The following is a 16,058-nucleotide window of genomic DNA, read 5'->3' as shown; positions in this document are numbered from 1 at the left end:
CTGCTGCAACCTCAAGTAATAAAGGCATTATAAGGAGTGCAATTAATGCGAATTGGTCATGGTTTCGATGTTCATAAATTTGGCGGAGCTGGCCCACTTATTATCGGCGGTGTGCGTATCCCATATGAGATGGGCCTATTGGCACATTCCGACGGTGATGTCGCATTACATGCAGCTACCGATGCAATATTGGGGGCGGCTGCGTTAGGTGATATCGGCAAATTATTCCCTGATACCGATCCGGCATTTAAAGGTGCTGATAGCCGTGCTTTGCTGCGTGAAGCTTATCGCCGTATTCTGGCGAAAGGCTACCGGCTGGGTAATCTGGACATTACCATTATTGCCCAGGCACCTAAAATGGCTCCCCATATCCCGCAAATGCGCGTGCATTTGGCGGAAGACCTACAATGTCATATGGATGATATCAACGTAAAAGCCACCACCACGGAACAACTTGGTTTTACTGGCCGTGGTGAAGGTATTGCATGTGAAGCAGTGGCGCTTTTGGTTAAAGCATAACAGGGTTAAGGCATAACGATGGACATGGAAAATCTAACCTGGCTGCACGGCAAACCCAAAGCGAGTGGCATTTTAAAAGCCAATCCCGAAGATTTTGTGGTGGTTGAGGACTTAGGCTTTGAACCTGATGGCGAAGGCGAACATTTGCTGATCCGTATTCGCAAAAATGGCTGTAATACGCAATTTGTTGCTGACTATCTGGCGCGTTTTGCCAAGCTTCATCCGCGTTTAGTGAGCTATGCGGGTTTGAAAGATCGCCACGCTGTCACAGAGCAGTGGTTCTGTTTGCACCTACCGGGCAAAGAAGCACCGGATCTCGCTACGTTCGAGCTGGAAGGGTGTGAAGTGCTGGAAGCTGTGCGGCAGAAACGTAAGCTGCGTATCGGTTCACTGAAAGGCAATGCTTTTACCCTGGTGTTGCGCCATATCACTGATCGTCAGGATGTAGAACAACGGTTGCAGCAAATTGCCGCACAGGGAGTGCCCAACTATTTTGGCAGCCAACGGTTTGGCCGTGGTGGTAATAATCTGGTGCAGGCTCGTCTGTGGGCGAATAATGAGATTCGGGTCAAAGAGCGCAGTAAACGCAGCTTTTACTTGTCCGCTAGCCGTAGTGCAATGTTCAACCTGATTAGCAGTTGCCGTCTGGCGCAACAGCAAGCAACCACGGTGCTGACAGGCGATGCTTTACAGTTAACTGGTCGTGGCAGTTGGTTTGTGGCCAGTGCTGATGAATTGGTGGCGTTACAGCAGCGTGTTGATGCGGGTGAATTGAATGTGACGGCCCCACTGCCAGGCGACGGCGAACTGGGTACGCAGGATGAAGCATTGGCTTTTGAGCAGTCATGTATAGCGGATCAAAGTGAATTACTGGCGTTGATTAAGCGTGAACGTGTTGAGGGTGCTCGCCGGGCTGTACTGCTAAAGCCACAGAATATGGTGTGGAGCTGGTGGGATGACGTAACCCTTGAACTCAGCTTCTGGCTACCCGCGGGCAGTTTTGCCACCAGTGTGGTAAGGGAAATAATGAATCAGGATAATGCCGATGCTGCGGATATTGCTGAGTAACGACGACGGTATTTCTGCGCCAGGGATACAAGCGCTCGCCGCTGCATTGCGCGAGTTTGCGCAGGTACAAATCGTCGCCCCAGATCGTAATCGCAGCGGTTCTTCCAATGCACTGACTTTGGACTGTGCATTACGCATTACCACATTATCCAATGGCGATATTGCCGTGCAGCAAGGTACTCCGACAGATTGTGTCTATCTCGGAGTAAATGCGTTAATGCGCCCCCGGCCCGACATTGTGGTTTCCGGTATCAACGCAGGCCCGAACCTGGGGGATGATGTTATCTATTCCGGCACGGTGGCCGCCGCAATGGAAGGGCGGCATTTAGGCTTTCCTGCTCTGGCCGTGTCACTCAACGGTCATCAGCATTATGCTACGGCAGCAGCAGTCACTTGCCGTTTATTGCGTGCTTTACAACAAAAGCCGTTGCGTACCGGTAAGATACTTAATATTAATGTACCTGACTTACCCTTATCTGAAATTAAAGGTATTCGAGTCACACGTTGTGGTAGTCGCCATCCAGCAGAGCAGGTATTTTGTCAGCAGGACCCACGGGGGCAAGATCTCTATTGGATTGGGCCGCCGGGGGAGAAATTTGATGTAGCACCGGACACTGATTTTGCTGCGATTGAACAAGGTTATGTTTCTATAACACCACTTCAAGTTGATTTAACCGCCTATGCGGCGCAAGACGTGGTTGAAAACTGGTTAGCCAACATTACTGGTTAAAACACCTAGGGTGACGAGGAATGGTAAATAAACGCATGCAGACATTGTTGATGCTGTTACGTCAGCAAGGTATTCACGACGAGCGCTTGTTACAGGCGATCGAAGCGGTGCCGCGCGAGCGTTTTGTTGATGAGGCGTTGTCCCATAAGGCATATGAGAATACAGCTCTACCTATAGGTTCAGGGCAAACTATTTCTCAGCCGTACATGGTGGCACGGATGACCGAATTGTTGCAATTGACACCGACTTCTCGGGTATTAGAGATAGGTACCGGTTCTGGCTATCAGACCGCAATTTTGGCGCATTTAGTCGAACATGTCTGTTCAGTTGAACGAATCAAAGGGTTACAGTGGCAGGCAAAGCGTCGCCTAAAGCAACTGGATCTGCATAATGTCTCCACCCGCCATGGTGATGGCTGGTTAGGTTGGGCATCACGCGGGCCATTTGATGCGATCATTGTCACAGCAGCTCCACCAGAAATTCCAAGTGCCTTACTTGAACAATTGGATGAAGGTGGGATATTAGTTCTTCCCGTTGGGGAGCAGGCTCAAACCTTGAAATGTGTGCAACGCCGTAACAATGAATTCCAAATTGAGACGGTAGAGGCCGTGCGTTTTGTTCCTTTGGTTAAAGGTGAATTGGCCTGAATAAATGCCTTTAGACCCATCATACTTCAAGCTGCATGTGCGTTGGCTGCGCTCAATTGCCGCCTTCCTGCAACTTGAATTATTTAGGGTGTATTTCAGTCTTAATCTTTAACTAAAGTCGAAGTGCAGTTTTTTTGTGCTAAAGATTGGCCGAAAATCAGTAATATAAATTTTATGGTATGGCAGGCGCGGTATTGATAGCATGCGCGCTTCTGTATCTTGTTTCTTCAGTGCGAGTCAGCATGTGTCTTGGCCTGCGCTGTGGAACCTTTTAATACTCGAAAATGAGTGGAATAGTCGTATTCGGCATGGCGTTTTAACAGTCGTTAACTGACCACTTTAACTACAGTGTAAAAGGTATTTTGGATATATCGCTTATTATTGCTGTCATGGGGGAAGCATGAGCACGGGAAGCCCAATGATTACATTACGCCGGGTAGCGGCATGTACGGTTATGAGTTTATGGTTGGTAGGTTGTAGTAATGACTCCTCAACATCTGCGCCAATCAGCAGTGTTGGCGGTGATCGTTCAGGGACCATGCTAAGTGGCTCGGATACGAATAGTTCCGGTAGCCGCATCGTTTATAACCGTAGTTACAACAGTATCCCCAAGGGAAGTTACAACGGTAATACCTATACCGTTAAGCGTGGTGACACGCTGTTTTATATTGCCTGGATAACCGGGAATGACTTCCGTGATCTGGCAGCAAAAAACAATATTGCTGAGCCATATAGCCTGAATGTTGGACAATCTATCCAGTTGGGTAATGGGTCGGGTGGTGGAATGTTAGCCGCGACCGATGCCACATCAGGTGGAATGACAAAACCGCCGGCAAATATTCAGAACACAACTACAACGGTTGATTCTCAATCAACTAGCGCGTATTCTGGAAACTCGGGTAAACAGAATGTTGGTAAAATGTTACCAGCGTCAGGGGCAGTTGTCGCATCGACCGCACCTGTTACCGCGCCAAGCAGTACCATCAGTGATCCAACCAGTAATGGTGGTCCAGTCAGTAGCTGGAAATGGCCAACTGAGGGTAAAACGATCGATAGCTTCTCGGCTTCCGAAGGGGGCAATAAAGGGATAGATATCGCCGGTTCTCGTGGGCAACCCATCTTCGCTACAGCAAACGGGCGAGTTGTGTATGCTGGGAACGCACTGCGTGGTTACGGTAATCTTATTATCATCAAACATAATGATGATTACCTGAGCGCCTACGCTCATAACGATACAATGCTGGTCCGGGAACAAGAAGAAGTGAAGGCGGGTCAAAAAATAGCAACCATGGGTAGCACCGGAACCAGTTCAGTTAGATTGCATTTTGAAATTCGTTACAAGGGGAAATCCGTAAACCCGCTGCGTTACCTTCCGCAGCGATAGATTGGGCAGAATACGCTGTATTCTGCTCGCCGGATTCACGGGTAGGAGCAGCATATGAGCCAAAATACGCTGAAAGTTAACGAGTTGCATGAAGATGCTGATTTTGATGAAAACAGTACGGAAACTGAAATTTTCGACGAAAAAGCATTAGTAGAGGATGAACCTACTGAAAGCGAGTTAGCAGAAGATGAGCTGTTGGCGCAAGGTGTTACCCAGCGAGTGCTGGACGCGACGCAGCTCTATCTTGGTGAGATTGGTTATTCGCCGCTGTTAACCGCAGAAGAAGAGGTTTATTTTGCCCGGCGTGCATTGCGCGGTGATGTGCCTTCACGTCGGCGTATGATTGAAAGTAACTTGCGGTTGGTGGTGAAGATCGCCCGCCGTTACAGTAATCGCGGTTTAGCACTGCTGGATTTGATTGAAGAGGGAAACCTCGGTCTTATTCGGGCGGTGGAAAAATTTGATCCTGAACGCGGTTTCCGTTTCTCCACTTATGCCACTTGGTGGATTCGTCAAACGATTGAACGGGCGATAATGAACCAAACCCGGACCATCCGTTTACCTATCCATATCGTTAAAGAATTAAACGTTTATTTGCGTACTGCACGAGAACTTTCTCATAAATTGGATCATGAACCGAGCGCTGAAGAGATTGCTGAGCAACTCGACAAACCGGTTGATGACGTGAGCCGTATGTTACGTCTGAACGAACGTATCACTTCTGTTGATACACCGTTAGGCGGCGACTCAGAGAAAGCCTTGTTAGATATTCTGTCCGACGAAAATGAAAATGGTCCAGAAGATACAACGCAAGATGACGATATGAAGCAAAGTATCGTTAAATGGCTGTTTGAATTGAATGCTAAACAGCGCGAAGTGCTGGCCCGTCGTTTTGGTCTTTTAGGATATGAAGCAGCAACGCTGGAAGATGTTGGCCGTGAAATTGGTTTGACGCGTGAGCGTGTCCGCCAGATTCAGGTTGAAGGCTTACGTCGTTTGCGGGAAATTTTGCAAACACAAGGCTTGAGCATTGAGGCGTTGTTCCGTGAATAAATTTACCCGCCTTTCTGCAACACGAAATAGTTAGGGTATAGATAGTTATTCTTATAAAACACAAAAACGGTGAACAGATGTTCACCGTTTTTTTATGCCCGTTTACACCATATTCTTCAGGCGATAAATCCATTCCAATGCCTGACGTGGTGATAATGAGTCTGGGTCCAGTGCTTCCAATGCTTCAACCGCAGGTGGTGTCTCTTCATTTAACAACGTCAGTTGTGAGCCATCAATCTTACTGGCTGCGGCATTATTAGACAGGGACTCGAGCTCTTTCAGTTTTTGCCGTGCCCGCTTAATCACATCACGTGGTACACCGGCCAGGGCTGCGACTGCCAGACCATAACTTTTACTGGCTGCCCCATCCTGCACACTGTGCATGAAGGCGATAGTTTCGCCATGTTCCAGAGCATCAAGGTGGACGTTTACCACACCTTCCATTTTTTCCGGTAGGGTGGTTAACTCAAAGTAATGAGTGGCGAACAGCGTCATCGCTTTAATACGGCTCGCCAGATTTTCAGCACAAGCCCAGGCTAATGAAAGGCCATCATAAGTGGATGTACCGCGACCAATCTCATCCATCAGCACCAGACTTTGCTCCGTGGCGTTATGCAGGATATTGGCTGTTTCCGTCATTTCGACCATGAAGGTGGAACGGCCTGAAGCCAGATCGTCAGCGGCACCTACGCGGGTAAATATGCGATCAACCGGGCCAATGATAGCGCTTTCCGCCGGAACATAACTCCCCATGTGTGCCAACAAAACTATTAAGGCTGTTTGGCGCATATAGGTACTTTTACCCCCCATATTCGGGCCGGTAATGATCAGCATCCGCCGCTGAGGTGATAACGTCAGCGGGTTAGAAATAAAGGGCTCACTGAGAACCTGCTCGACGACCGGATGGCGGCCAGCGGTAATTTTAATCCCCGGTTTATCACTCAGGATTGGGCAGTTGTAGTTGAGTGTTTCCGCTCTTTCAGCCAGATTCGCCAGTACATCCAGCTCCGCCAACGCATTAGCACTGATTTGCAATTCAGGCAGATGTGGCAACAGAAGATCGAAAATCTCTTCATATAACCCTTTTTCAATCGCCAGCGCTTTGCCTTTAGAGGTCAGAACCTTGTCTTCATACTCTTTCAGTTCTGGAATGATATAGCGCTCAGCATTCTTCAGGGTTTGTCTACGGACATAATGAATCGGAACCAAGTGGCTCTGACCACGACTTACCTGAATGTAATAGCCGTGGACGCCATTAAAACCGACCTTCAGTGTATCCAGGCCCAGCTTTTCACGCTCACGGATCTCCAGCCGATCCAGATAATCGGTAGCACCATCGGCCAGAGCTCGCCATTCATCGAGTTCAGAATTATAACCCGGCGCAATGACACCACCATCACGTACTAACACTGGCGGTGCTTCTACAATTGCCCGCACCAACAGATCCTGTAATTCATCAAACTGGCCGACTTGTGACAACAAATTTTGCACGTGGGGAACATCCACCGATTGCAGTAGACGGTGAATCTCCGGCAATTGCTGGAAAGCATGGCGCATCCGCGCTAAATCTCTTGGGCGCGCAGTGCGCAGCGCCAAACGAGCCAGAATACGTTCTAAGTCGCCTACCTGACGCAACGGCGTTTGCAGTTCGGCGGTGATATCTTGTAAGCCGCCGATTGCTTGTTGGCGATCGCTTAATACCTTGATATCGCGAACCGGCATATGCAGCCAGCGTTTTAGCATGCGGCTGCCCATTGCGGTCACACTGCAATCGAGAATAGCAGCTAACGTATTTTCAGACCCACCAGACAGGTTCTGGGTCAGTTCAAGGTTACGACGGGTCGCGGCATCCATAACAATGCCATCTTGCTGGCGCTCCATGGTTAAACCGCGGATATGGGGTAGAGAGGTACGTTGGGTATCTTTGACATATTGCAGTAGGCAACCCGCAGCGCGCAGTGCTTGATGGGCTTGCTCTACACCAAACCCGATTAAATCACGGGTGCCGAATTGCAGATTAAGCTGCTGACGGGCGGTTTCTAGCTCAAACTCCCATAATGGACGGCGGCGCAAGCCATGCCGGTGTTCTATCAACGACATCTGCTCAAAGTTTTCTGGGTAAAGTAACTCTGCGGGATGCGTTCGCTGCAACTCGGCAGCCATGGTTTCAAGATCTGCGGGTTGTGCAACCCTAAAACGACCGGAGCTGATATCTAACGTCGCATAGCCAAAACCGCGCGCATCCTGCCAGATAGCAGCCAGCAGATTATCCTGACGTTCTTGTAGCAGAGCTTCATCACTGACAGTACCTGGTGTCACGATACGCACTACTTTACGCTCAACTGGCCCTTTACTGGTGGCGGGATCACCGATTTGCTCGCAAATTGCGGCAGACTCACCTAACTGGACCAGCTTCGCCAGATAGTTTTCTATCGAATGATAAGGTACCCCAGCCATCGGAATAGGCTCACCTGCGGAGGCTCCGCGTTTAGTGAGTGAGATATCCAGTAGCTGTGAAGCTCGCTTGGCATCACTGTAGAACAGTTCGTAAAAATCCCCCATCCGGTAGAACAATAGAATGTCAGGATGCTGGGCCTTGAGCCGAAGATACTGCTGCATCATCGGGGTGTGAGAATCGAGTTTATCGGTATTATTCATGTGGTTATGATTTATAGTCCATTGAATTTAAAGTTAATTGTGATTTTTATTATTATCGTTAGCTATCACATGATTTTACGGTTAACACGGAAATCTCGCTATCAATGCCGGCACAACAGCCGATAAAAATAAGCTATGAGCTTGAAACAGAAGGGCTGTAATTACAACCATTCATCAAGTCCTTTTTCCAGCCGATATACTAGCCCAGCAGCCCCAAAACTGACATAGGTAAAACTCGAGGCTGCCCGCAAACGGTGTAATAAGCCCCTTGATTTAGGGGCCAGGTGATTTGTGATTGCTGATAAGGTCGGCGTTATTGAAAGGCTGGGTTGGCGGGGAATAAAGCGCGAGCAGTTTGGTACAACTGATCGGCGTAAGCTGTTTCCTTCTGATACCGAGCAATCATGATCAGACTTTGATAAACATTCGGATCATTGTGTAATTGAATATACTGCTCGGCCCATACCCTAAATTGGCGTAATAACATGGGGTCAGGATGCTGGTTAAATCGCAATAATAGATTAACATTTCTTATATATTGATACCTTTCCCACTGGATATAGGGATTGGTCAGGCTATCTAAAGGCTGCATGTTAACCAAGCCACTTCTCTCGGCCAGTGTGAGTACCCGGCCAGTTTTAAAGCCTGTCACCATAAACACCAGTGTGCATAGCGCCGATAAAATCACGGCAGTGTGCAGCCAGCGTTGCCAGCAAGTTGGCTTCGATGTGGTGGGTTGCAGCATATCTTCTGTAACCATCAGGCGGCCAAGTAAAATCAGCACCAGCCAGTGGGCTGCTGATTGATAAAGAGGGAACTCCGTCATCAAATGCAACGCGATCGGCAACGTGAGAACCCACAGAGGGAAAACGGTTTTTGGTTGCATTAAGAGTGGCTTCACATAGCCGATAGCCAATAGCAACATCCCGATCAGTGCGGCAATGCCACCCTCAACCCAACCATAAAGCACTTCATTATGAGGGTGGGAAGGATAAGTTAAGTAAGTCGGTACCCGCCAATGCTGCGCCAACTCATGGGCAAAACTTGACTCAAAGCTACCATATCCCCAACCCTGCCATGGGTGCAGCTGTATCATCTGCCAGGTATATTGCAGTATCAGCCAGCGCTCGGTGTTGCTGGCATCTTTGGATACATGCATACCGATATTCATCTGTTCCAACAGATAAACGGCGACCAGTAAACTCAGCAGGCTACTCAGCCACACCCAGGCTATCTGTCGCTGACGCCAGTAATATAGCGACAGTAATAGCAAGGTTGTTATCCCGCCAACCCAACCGATCCTTGATTGCAACAGCACCAATAAGCCTGGGAATAGCAGCAGGGTAAGTGTGCTGATGCCTCGAACGGCCCGCTTGCTTGATAACATAAACAGATAGATTGCAATGCTATAACCGGTTGCCAGGTAACTGGCCAGTACATTGGTTTGCTGGAATATGCCATAAGGCCGCTGTGCACTATCAAATTCCATCCAATTATCGGATGTAAAAACAAAAAATTGCAACAGAGTCAGCACAGCTTGCCCCCAGGCCGACAAGAGGATGATCACCAGCCATCTCTGTCGCAGGGCTACATTCAGTTTCAGGCGGAACAACCCCAGTAGCAGTATTATCCCACCCCACAGGCCTAAAATCCGCGGTAACCAGGCAACGACATGCTGTAATGAGGCAGGAAATAGCCCCGGCAGGCTTATCATCAAGGCGCCAAACAGCAGCCACAAACGGCCAGGAGAATTTACAAGCTGAGTGGCTTCAGTATGGGGTAAATAGAGTGTTATCGTCAGCAGTGCCATCATGGCCCAGATGATTATATTGGCAGGAAGATGAAGCCCAGCCCCTCCTCGGTTGATTTCATAGTGCATCATGGTGACAAAGGTAATGGACATCAGCGCCATAACAACAAGGTTGAGCACTGGTACTGAAAGAGTGGGTCTTATAGATGGGGGTAAACAAAGTTTCATTTTTCTATCAACAAGTTACATATATAGCTAACATCCTGTTGTACGGAAACAGGTTAACTAATTGTCCAATATTGGGGTTATAACAGCTCAATGGGATAGTGTCTGGCAGCAATTAAAGCTGAATCTTTATCGCTATTCAAATTTATCTCGTTGAAAAATAATGTTTTTATTCTAATATGATGGCCGTTTCATTTTTTTTCTGGCTGAGTAACAAACCAGCGTAATGAGTTCATCACTTTGGTTTCTGACATTCTGGCCCTGTCTTCCTCGACTAGCTTCATTAATACCAATCTTGCCGTATAAATATCCAAGTGCGCTTTATCGGCAAGTTCTCTGGTTTTTGGCCAATTGATAACAGGTGGTGGCGACTCAGTAAACTGCTCCATTAACGAATTACAGTGGTTCTCCAGAATACCCATCACTTCTTCTTTTCTCTGATTCTTCGGTTTCATTGTTATTTACCCTATTAAATTTATATGTTGAGAATGTATAACTTTAAATTTCCTATATTCTTTATTTCTAATCAGTGCTTCCTACATATTATGTGGATATTTCCTACGCCATCGGTAATTGTTCTTACATTAACGTGGTTGTGTTCTCATTCCTTTTTATATGTTTTTATATTCTGTATTTTGTCACCCAGTATCTTACGCTCAGGATTTAACTTTTTGTCATTTTTGCCGCATAAGGAAAATAGGGTTATTAATTTGCATGTGAAATAAATGATATTTTAAGTAATTTAATAAAAACCTTTAAAATCAATCTATTGATTTATTTTTTATGGGTTTTGTTGAGATTTAACATATAAAAAAACCAAGCTAACCTAAGAAGGAATCAAAGGGTTCTCGGGTGTTTATACCATTATTACTAAGGTTTTTCTGCTTCTTAGGCTGAAATGTTAAGGATTTAATGTCGATTATAGATTGGGTCATGAAATAAGCAATCATTAATTTTGAAAAATCGCTCTTTAGCGATCAAATGTGTCGGGATGCTTATTTTTGGAGTGTTATATGTCGAGGGTATAATGTTTATCGATCAATCTTATCGATTTTATTTCGTTACTGTAATCAATTAAGTTAAACACTCTGAATTATAGTTATTTGAATTAAATGACTATCAACTAGATGCCTATATTTGTATTATCTGCCTCGAACAAAATAAGGGCTTTAAACGTTATTTGAATTTTTTTCTTAATGTGCAGGCGTTACCAATGCCTACATATTGACTTTATGGCTCTGTGCAGTTCTCAGCTTGTCCTTTGGTATTTTAACGGCAAGAAGCAACATGCATTTGTATTTTAAAACAACTTCTACGCGGTATTTACTTTGATTTTTTCAAAGCAAATCAGTGTATTAAATTTTAATTGTGTATAAAGGAATCACGTAATGAAACTGAATAAAACAATCTTGGCTGCTGCTCTGGTATTAGGTTTTGCTTCTATGGCTAACGCTGCTGATCAAGGCCAGGGTACTGTGACTTTCAATGGTTCAATCATTGATGCACCTTGCTCAATCGCATCAGGTTCTGATTCTCAGACTGTTGAAATGGGTCAGATCTCTAACGTACTTCTGCAGAATGGCGGCAAATCAAACCCTGCCAAAAAGTTCGACATCAAACTGGAAAACTGTGACATCGCTACTCTGAAAACTGTAACCACTACTTTTAGCGGTGCAGAATCAGAAGCAGTACCTGGCCTGCTGGGCATCACTGGTCTGGCTGAAGGCGCTGGTATCGCCATCGTTGATGGTACTGGTTCTGTTGTGAAACTGGGTCAAGCAACTGCTGAACAGACTCTGATCACCGGCAACAACACTTTGGCATTCTCTGCTTACCTGCAGGGCAGCACAGCTTCTGACGCTATCAAACCAGGTAGCTTCTCAAGCGTAGCTAACTTCATGCTGGCTTACCAATAAGCCCCCCTTTTTTAATTGGACATGCGGATTTATCCGCATGTCTTTTCTCTTGAGAAAGATACGTATTGGATGAGTTAGGTGATTTATGTCCAGGTCTTTTTTTTTGATAGTGCCTCCTTCCTTACTGATGGCGTTATTGCTGAGTTTACCGGTAACGGCAGATCCCATGAAAACAGCCTGGGGCCGCGTGAGTATGGAAGGAAGTATTACTGATACTGCTTGTGCGATAGAGCCCGGAAGCTTGGAACAGACCATCGATATGGCGATTTTGCCTATTGGTAAATTGGTTCAGAACGGTGCAGGGGATGAACACCCGTTTGAGATTCGGTTGCTGCATTGCACGATAGCTCACCCTGATCCAGATAAGTCGAACCAGCAGCATTTTGTTGTGACATTTGACGGTGCCGCAGACGGTAATAATTTTGCAGTTAATGGTGAAGCCGAAGGAGTGGCAATGCAAATTATTGATGATAAAGGCAATGTTTCGACGCCAGGGGTGGCATCACCGGAGATCAATATAATTCCTGCTGATATGAAACTCAATTATGCCCTGCGGTTAGTGGGCAATGGTAAGACACTGCGTGCTGGAACTTATCATTCTAGCGTTCGTTTCAAATTGGATTATTACTGATTTCAATGAGTAAGGTGACATATCCCATGGTATCCGCTCGTTCCATCACCTCCGGTTTTGCCCGTCGTGATTTATTGCGAATTTTGATTGCAGTTGCATTAAGTGGCAATGCTTATGGAGCGCAAGCCCGTGATGATATTCAGTTTAATACCGATGTGCTGGATACCAAGGATCGCGCTAATTTTGACCTGAGTCAGTTCTCCCAACGCGGCTACATCATGCCTGGGCACTATAACTTATTGGTTAGTATGAATAAGCAGGAGCTCAGCGAACAGCCGGTTGTGTTCTACGTCTCAGAAAAAGATCCTAATAAAAGTGAGGCCTGTTTAACACCCCAGTTAATTGAGTTGCTGGCATTGAAAGAAGACAGCTTCCAAAAGCTGACCTGGTCGCGTAATGGGGAGTGTCTCGATATCAGCAGCTTACCCGGTCTGACCGTGGAAGGTGATTTGGCGAAGTCAGCACTGTACCTGAGTGTGCCGCAAGCCTGGCTGGAATACAGCGAACCCGATTGGGATCCCCCTTCTCGTTGGGAGGATGGTATTCCCGGAGTGCTGTTCGATTACAACTTGTTAGGGCAATTGAACCGCCAGGAAACGAACAATACCAATAACAATACGTTAAGCGGAAACGGGACCACCGGCGCTAACTTGGGTGCCTGGCGATTCCGTGCTGATTGGCAAACGCGGGTTGACCAATCATCGGGTTCATCGACTGAGCGTCAGTGGGATTGGAGCCGCTATTACGCCTATCGCGCTATCCCGAATTTGGGTGCCAAGTTGACGCTGGGTGAAGATTTTCTGAACTCCGCCATCTTTGATAGCTTCCGCTTTAGCGGCGCTAGTCTGGCGACCGATGACAATATGTTACCGCCTAATTTGCGTGGCTATGCCCCTGAAATTACTGGTGTTGCCCGTACCAACGCGCGAGTTGTTGTGAGTCAGCAAGGGCGTGTGTTGAGTGAAACACTGGTCGCGGCTGGTCCTTTCCGTATTCAGAACTTGAACAGTTTTGTTTCCGGCACGCTGGATGTGCGAGTCGAGGAACTTGACGGACAAGTTCAACAATTCCAAGTGAATACCGCCAGTATTCCTTATCTGACCCGCCCTGGCATGGTGCGCTATCGCATGGCTGCCGGTAAGCCTTCGGATATCGGACGTCGGTCTGAAGGGCCAGTATTTGGTACCGGGGAATTCTCCTGGGGGATCAATAGCGGCTGGTCATTGTTTGGTGGTGGGATCAGTGGTGAAAACGAATATCAAGCGGCATCCATCGGGGTTGGCCGTGATTTGATGGAATTTGGTGCCGTATCGGTTGATATGACCCAATCTTGGGCCAATTTACCCGAGCAAGGTACGTTGAGTGGCGGCTCTTACCGAGTCAACTATTCGAAAAACTTTCAGGAAACAGGCAGTCAGGTGACATTTGCTGGCTATCGCTTCTCTGAACGTAACTTTATGAGCATGACTGAATATCTCGACGCGCGTTATCGCAACAATGACGTGGGTGGCAATAAAGAGATGTACACCATCAGCTTCAACCAGCAATTTCAAGATCTGGGGCTGAGCGCGTATCTGAACTATAGCCATCAGACCTATTGGGATCGCTCGGCGAATGACCGCTATAACCTGTCGCTCTCGCGTTATTTTGATATCGGTAAAGTGAAAAACGTCAGTTTGACCTTCTCGGCTTACCGTAACCGCTATAACGAAAGCAATGACGATGGCATGTATCTCTCCATGTCGATGCCGTTTGGTAACAGCGCAACAATCAGTTATAGCGCGACGGTGAGTGGCCGTGAACACAGTCAGCGAGTGGGTTATACCGATCGTCTGGATGCTCACAACAACTACCAGATCAATACCGGCGTAGCACGTAGCGGCGCGCTAGTCAGTGGTAACTATAACCACATAGGTAATAGTGCGGATATCAATGCCAACGCCAGCTATCAGGAAGGACAATACTCTTCTGTTGGTTTAGGTATTCAGGGCGGGGCAACTATCACCCCTGAAGGCGGGGCTTTGCATCGGGTTAATACCCTTGGCGGCACTCGCTTGTTACTCGATACCCAAGGGGTATCCGGCGTTCCGGTTCAGGGATATGGCTCATCGATACGGACCAACCAGTTTGGTAAAGCTGTGGTTGGTGATGTGAATAGCTACTACCGCAATCGGGCCAGTATAGATATTGATAACCTGGCAGACGATGTTGAAGCCAGAGGAACCATAGCCCAGGTCACATTGACTGAAGGTGCTATTGGTTATCGCCGCTTTAATGTGATTTCCGGCGAAAAAGCGATGGCCATGATACGTATGGCAGATGGCACATCACCGCCATTTGGGGCCACCGTGTTAAATGAAAATCAGCAAGAGACCGGCATTGTTAATGACGACGGTTCCACCTATCTCAGTGGGATCAAAGCCGGTGAAACCATGTCAGTACACTGGAATGGGAAGGCGCAATGCAGCATCACTCTGCCGCAGGCTCTTTCTCCAGCAATACTGGCGAATCTACTGTTGCCTTGCCAGCCAATAGCGACGGGGGATAAACCTCCGGTGTCGCAGTAGAAAGGTTTGGTAATGAACCTGCGGGTAACCGCCCGTTCAGCTAAGTGAAAACGATCGGCGCCACCAGGTTCTGACAAGATTAATTCGAAGGAAAAGGTAATGAAATTGAATAACAAACTGCGTATCACCGCGATTTTGGTGACGGCACTTATGGCTCAGCAAGCAACAGCAGCGATTGCACTGGATAGAACCCGGGCGATTCTTAATGGCGGCGATAAGTCGATCAGCTTGAACATCAGCAACCAGAATAAGGAGCTACCTTATCTGGCGCAGGGATGGATTGAAGATGAGCAGGGTAACAAAATCAATTCACCGTTGACGGTAGTTCCACCGGTTCAGCGAGTAGAGCCTGGCGCGATGAGTCAGTTAAAAATACAAAGCTTGCCTGCTGTGAGTCAGTTGGCGCAAGACCGGGAAACCTTGTTCTATTTTAACCTGCGTGAAATTCCACCGCGGTCGGACAAACCCAATACTTTGCAGATTGCACTGCAAACGCGCATCAAACTTTTCTACCGCCCAGTTAGCATCGTGCCACAAAAGGCTGATATGTCGACACCTTGGCAAGAGAAGTTACAGCTGACTCGTCAGGGTGATCGTTATCAGGTTAATAACCCAACGCCGTATTACATCACGTTGGTCGATGCCAGTGACGGCAAAGCCGGGAAAACAGCAGCCGACTTCAAGCCGCTGATGATCGCACCAAAAGCGCAAAGCATGTTGGATGTCAGTGCCGCCGCATTGGGCAGCAAACCGGTACTAACTTATGTCAATGATTTTGGCGGTCGTCCCAAGCTGATATTTAGCTGTTCGGGGAGCACGTGTTCTGTGGTTGAAAGCATCAAGTAACGGTGTATTTCAGGGCGCTGCATAAGAAGAATACTGGGCGGGTGTCAGGCTGAACGATGAATAA

13 protein-coding genes are annotated in these 16,058 nt (G+C 47.4%); 10 read left to right on the top strand and 3 right to left on the bottom strand.

Features of this window, described 5'->3' with window-relative positions; translation table 11 throughout:
* Nucleotides 1-45: 45 nt before the first annotated feature.
* The 6 genes from ispF (at nucleotide 46) to rpoS (ending at nucleotide 5,401) form a co-directional block, all read left to right on the top strand.
* A complete protein-coding gene (gene ispF / locus V1955_RS18060) occupies nucleotides 46-519 on the top strand; it encodes a 2-C-methyl-D-erythritol 2,4-cyclodiphosphate synthase (RefSeq protein ID WP_083160395.1) in 474 nt (157 codons plus the stop codon).
* A gap of 18 nt (nucleotides 520-537) precedes the next feature.
* Nucleotides 538-1,587 (top strand): tRNA pseudouridine(13) synthase TruD, encoded by a 1,050-nt coding sequence (gene truD, locus V1955_RS18055; protein ID WP_083160393.1) that lies wholly within the window; start codon nucleotides 538-540, stop codon nucleotides 1,585-1,587.
* Nucleotides 1,565-2,317 (top strand): 5'/3'-nucleotidase SurE, encoded by a 753-nt coding sequence (gene surE, locus V1955_RS18050; RefSeq protein WP_083160391.1) that lies wholly within the window; start codon nucleotides 1,565-1,567, stop codon nucleotides 2,315-2,317. Before truD ends, surE begins: the two co-directional genes overlap by 23 nt.
* Nucleotides 2,318-2,337: 20 nt before the next feature.
* Nucleotides 2,338-2,964, top strand: coding sequence for a protein-L-isoaspartate(D-aspartate) O-methyltransferase (locus V1955_RS18045; protein WP_050086457.1), 627 nt, complete (start codon nucleotides 2,338-2,340; stop codon nucleotides 2,962-2,964).
* Between the two features lie 418 nt (nucleotides 2,965-3,382).
* Nucleotides 3,383-4,348, top strand: a complete 966-nt coding sequence (gene nlpD, locus V1955_RS18040; protein WP_193784841.1) for a murein hydrolase activator NlpD — start codon at nucleotides 3,383-3,385, stop codon at nucleotides 4,346-4,348.
* Nucleotides 4,349-4,402: 54 nt separating this feature from the next.
* Nucleotides 4,403-5,401, top strand: a complete 999-nt coding sequence (gene rpoS / locus V1955_RS18035) for an RNA polymerase sigma factor RpoS (RefSeq protein WP_019210991.1) — start codon at nucleotides 4,403-4,405, stop codon at nucleotides 5,399-5,401.
* Nucleotides 5,402-5,503: 102 nt separating this feature from the next.
* Here the strand turns inward: rpoS and mutS are convergent, their stop codons facing one another.
* The 3 genes from mutS to V1955_RS18020 all read right to left on the bottom strand — a co-directional run bounded on the left by mutS (nucleotide 5,504) and on the right by V1955_RS18020 (nucleotide 10,489).
* Entirely contained in the window at nucleotides 5,504-8,059 is a 2,556-nt protein-coding gene (gene mutS / locus V1955_RS18030; protein WP_420072832.1) for a DNA mismatch repair protein MutS, read from the bottom strand.
* Nucleotides 8,060-8,372: 313 nt separating this feature from the next.
* Nucleotides 8,373-9,962 carry a Wzy polymerase domain-containing protein gene (locus V1955_RS18025; protein WP_442821246.1) on the bottom strand — a complete coding sequence of 530 codons (1,590 nt, stop codon included), beginning with the start codon at nucleotides 9,960-9,962 and terminating at the stop codon, nucleotides 8,373-8,375.
* 263 nt (nucleotides 9,963-10,225) lie between these two features.
* Nucleotides 10,226-10,489, bottom strand: coding sequence for a faeA-like family protein (locus tag V1955_RS18020; RefSeq protein ID WP_442821245.1), 264 nt, complete (start codon nucleotides 10,487-10,489; stop codon nucleotides 10,226-10,228).
* A 933-nt stretch (nucleotides 10,490-11,422) separates the two neighbouring features.
* On the opposite strand from V1955_RS18020, the gene V1955_RS18015 reads away from it, so the two are divergent.
* The 4 genes from V1955_RS18015 to V1955_RS18000 all read left to right on the top strand — a co-directional run bounded on the left by V1955_RS18015 (nucleotide 11,423) and on the right by V1955_RS18000 (nucleotide 15,994).
* On the top strand, nucleotides 11,423-11,950 hold the full coding sequence (locus V1955_RS18015) for a fimbrial protein (RefSeq protein WP_083160381.1): 528 nt from the start codon (nucleotides 11,423-11,425) through the stop codon (nucleotides 11,948-11,950).
* Between the two features lie 127 nt (nucleotides 11,951-12,077).
* On the top strand, nucleotides 12,078-12,581 hold the full coding sequence (locus tag V1955_RS18010; RefSeq protein WP_193784840.1) for a fimbrial protein: 504 nt from the start codon (nucleotides 12,078-12,080) through the stop codon (nucleotides 12,579-12,581).
* Between the two features lie 26 nt (nucleotides 12,582-12,607).
* On the top strand, nucleotides 12,608-15,148 hold the full coding sequence (locus tag V1955_RS18005) for an outer membrane usher protein (RefSeq protein ID WP_442821244.1): 2,541 nt from the start codon (nucleotides 12,608-12,610) through the stop codon (nucleotides 15,146-15,148).
* A 99-nt stretch (nucleotides 15,149-15,247) separates the two neighbouring features.
* Nucleotides 15,248-15,994 (top strand): fimbria/pilus periplasmic chaperone, encoded by a 747-nt coding sequence (locus tag V1955_RS18000; protein ID WP_372568708.1) that lies wholly within the window; start codon nucleotides 15,248-15,250, stop codon nucleotides 15,992-15,994.
* Nucleotides 15,995-16,058: the final 64 nt, after the last annotated feature.

The sequence above is a fragment of the Yersinia sp. 2545 StPb PI genome (assembly GCF_052217125.1).
Classification (GTDB): domain Bacteria; phylum Pseudomonadota; class Gammaproteobacteria; order Enterobacterales; family Enterobacteriaceae; genus Yersinia; species Yersinia enterocolitica_E.
The sequence above is the reverse complement of the archived record's forward strand: the minus strand, read 5'-3'. Positions and strand labels throughout refer to the sequence as shown.

Coding starts and splice junctions, on each gene's coding strand:
- ispF (WP_083160395.1), top strand. CDS start 46: ATGCGAATTGGTCATGGTTTCGATGTTCATAAATTTGGCGGAGCTGGC.
- truD (WP_083160393.1), top strand. CDS start 538: ATGGACATGGAAAATCTAACCTGGCTGCACGGCAAACCCAAAGCGAGT.
- surE (WP_083160391.1), top strand. CDS start 1,565: ATGCTGCGGATATTGCTGAGTAACGACGACGGTATTTCTGCGCCAGGG.
- V1955_RS18045 (WP_050086457.1), top strand. CDS start 2,338: ATGGTAAATAAACGCATGCAGACATTGTTGATGCTGTTACGTCAGCAA.
- nlpD (WP_193784841.1), top strand. CDS start 3,383: ATGATTACATTACGCCGGGTAGCGGCATGTACGGTTATGAGTTTATGG.
- rpoS (WP_019210991.1), top strand. CDS start 4,403: ATGAGCCAAAATACGCTGAAAGTTAACGAGTTGCATGAAGATGCTGAT.
- mutS (WP_420072832.1), bottom strand. CDS start 8,059: ATGAATAATACCGATAAACTCGATTCTCACACCCCGATGATGCAGCAG.
- V1955_RS18025 (WP_442821246.1), bottom strand. CDS start 9,962: ATGTCCATTACCTTTGTCACCATGATGCACTATGAAATCAACCGAGGA.
- V1955_RS18020 (WP_442821245.1), bottom strand. CDS start 10,489: ATGAAACCGAAGAATCAGAGAAAAGAAGAAGTGATGGGTATTCTGGAG.
- V1955_RS18015 (WP_083160381.1), top strand. CDS start 11,423: ATGAAACTGAATAAAACAATCTTGGCTGCTGCTCTGGTATTAGGTTTT.
- V1955_RS18010 (WP_193784840.1), top strand. CDS start 12,078: ATGGCGTTATTGCTGAGTTTACCGGTAACGGCAGATCCCATGAAAACA.
- V1955_RS18005 (WP_442821244.1), top strand. CDS start 12,608: ATGGTATCCGCTCGTTCCATCACCTCCGGTTTTGCCCGTCGTGATTTA.
- V1955_RS18000 (WP_372568708.1), top strand. CDS start 15,248: ATGAAATTGAATAACAAACTGCGTATCACCGCGATTTTGGTGACGGCA.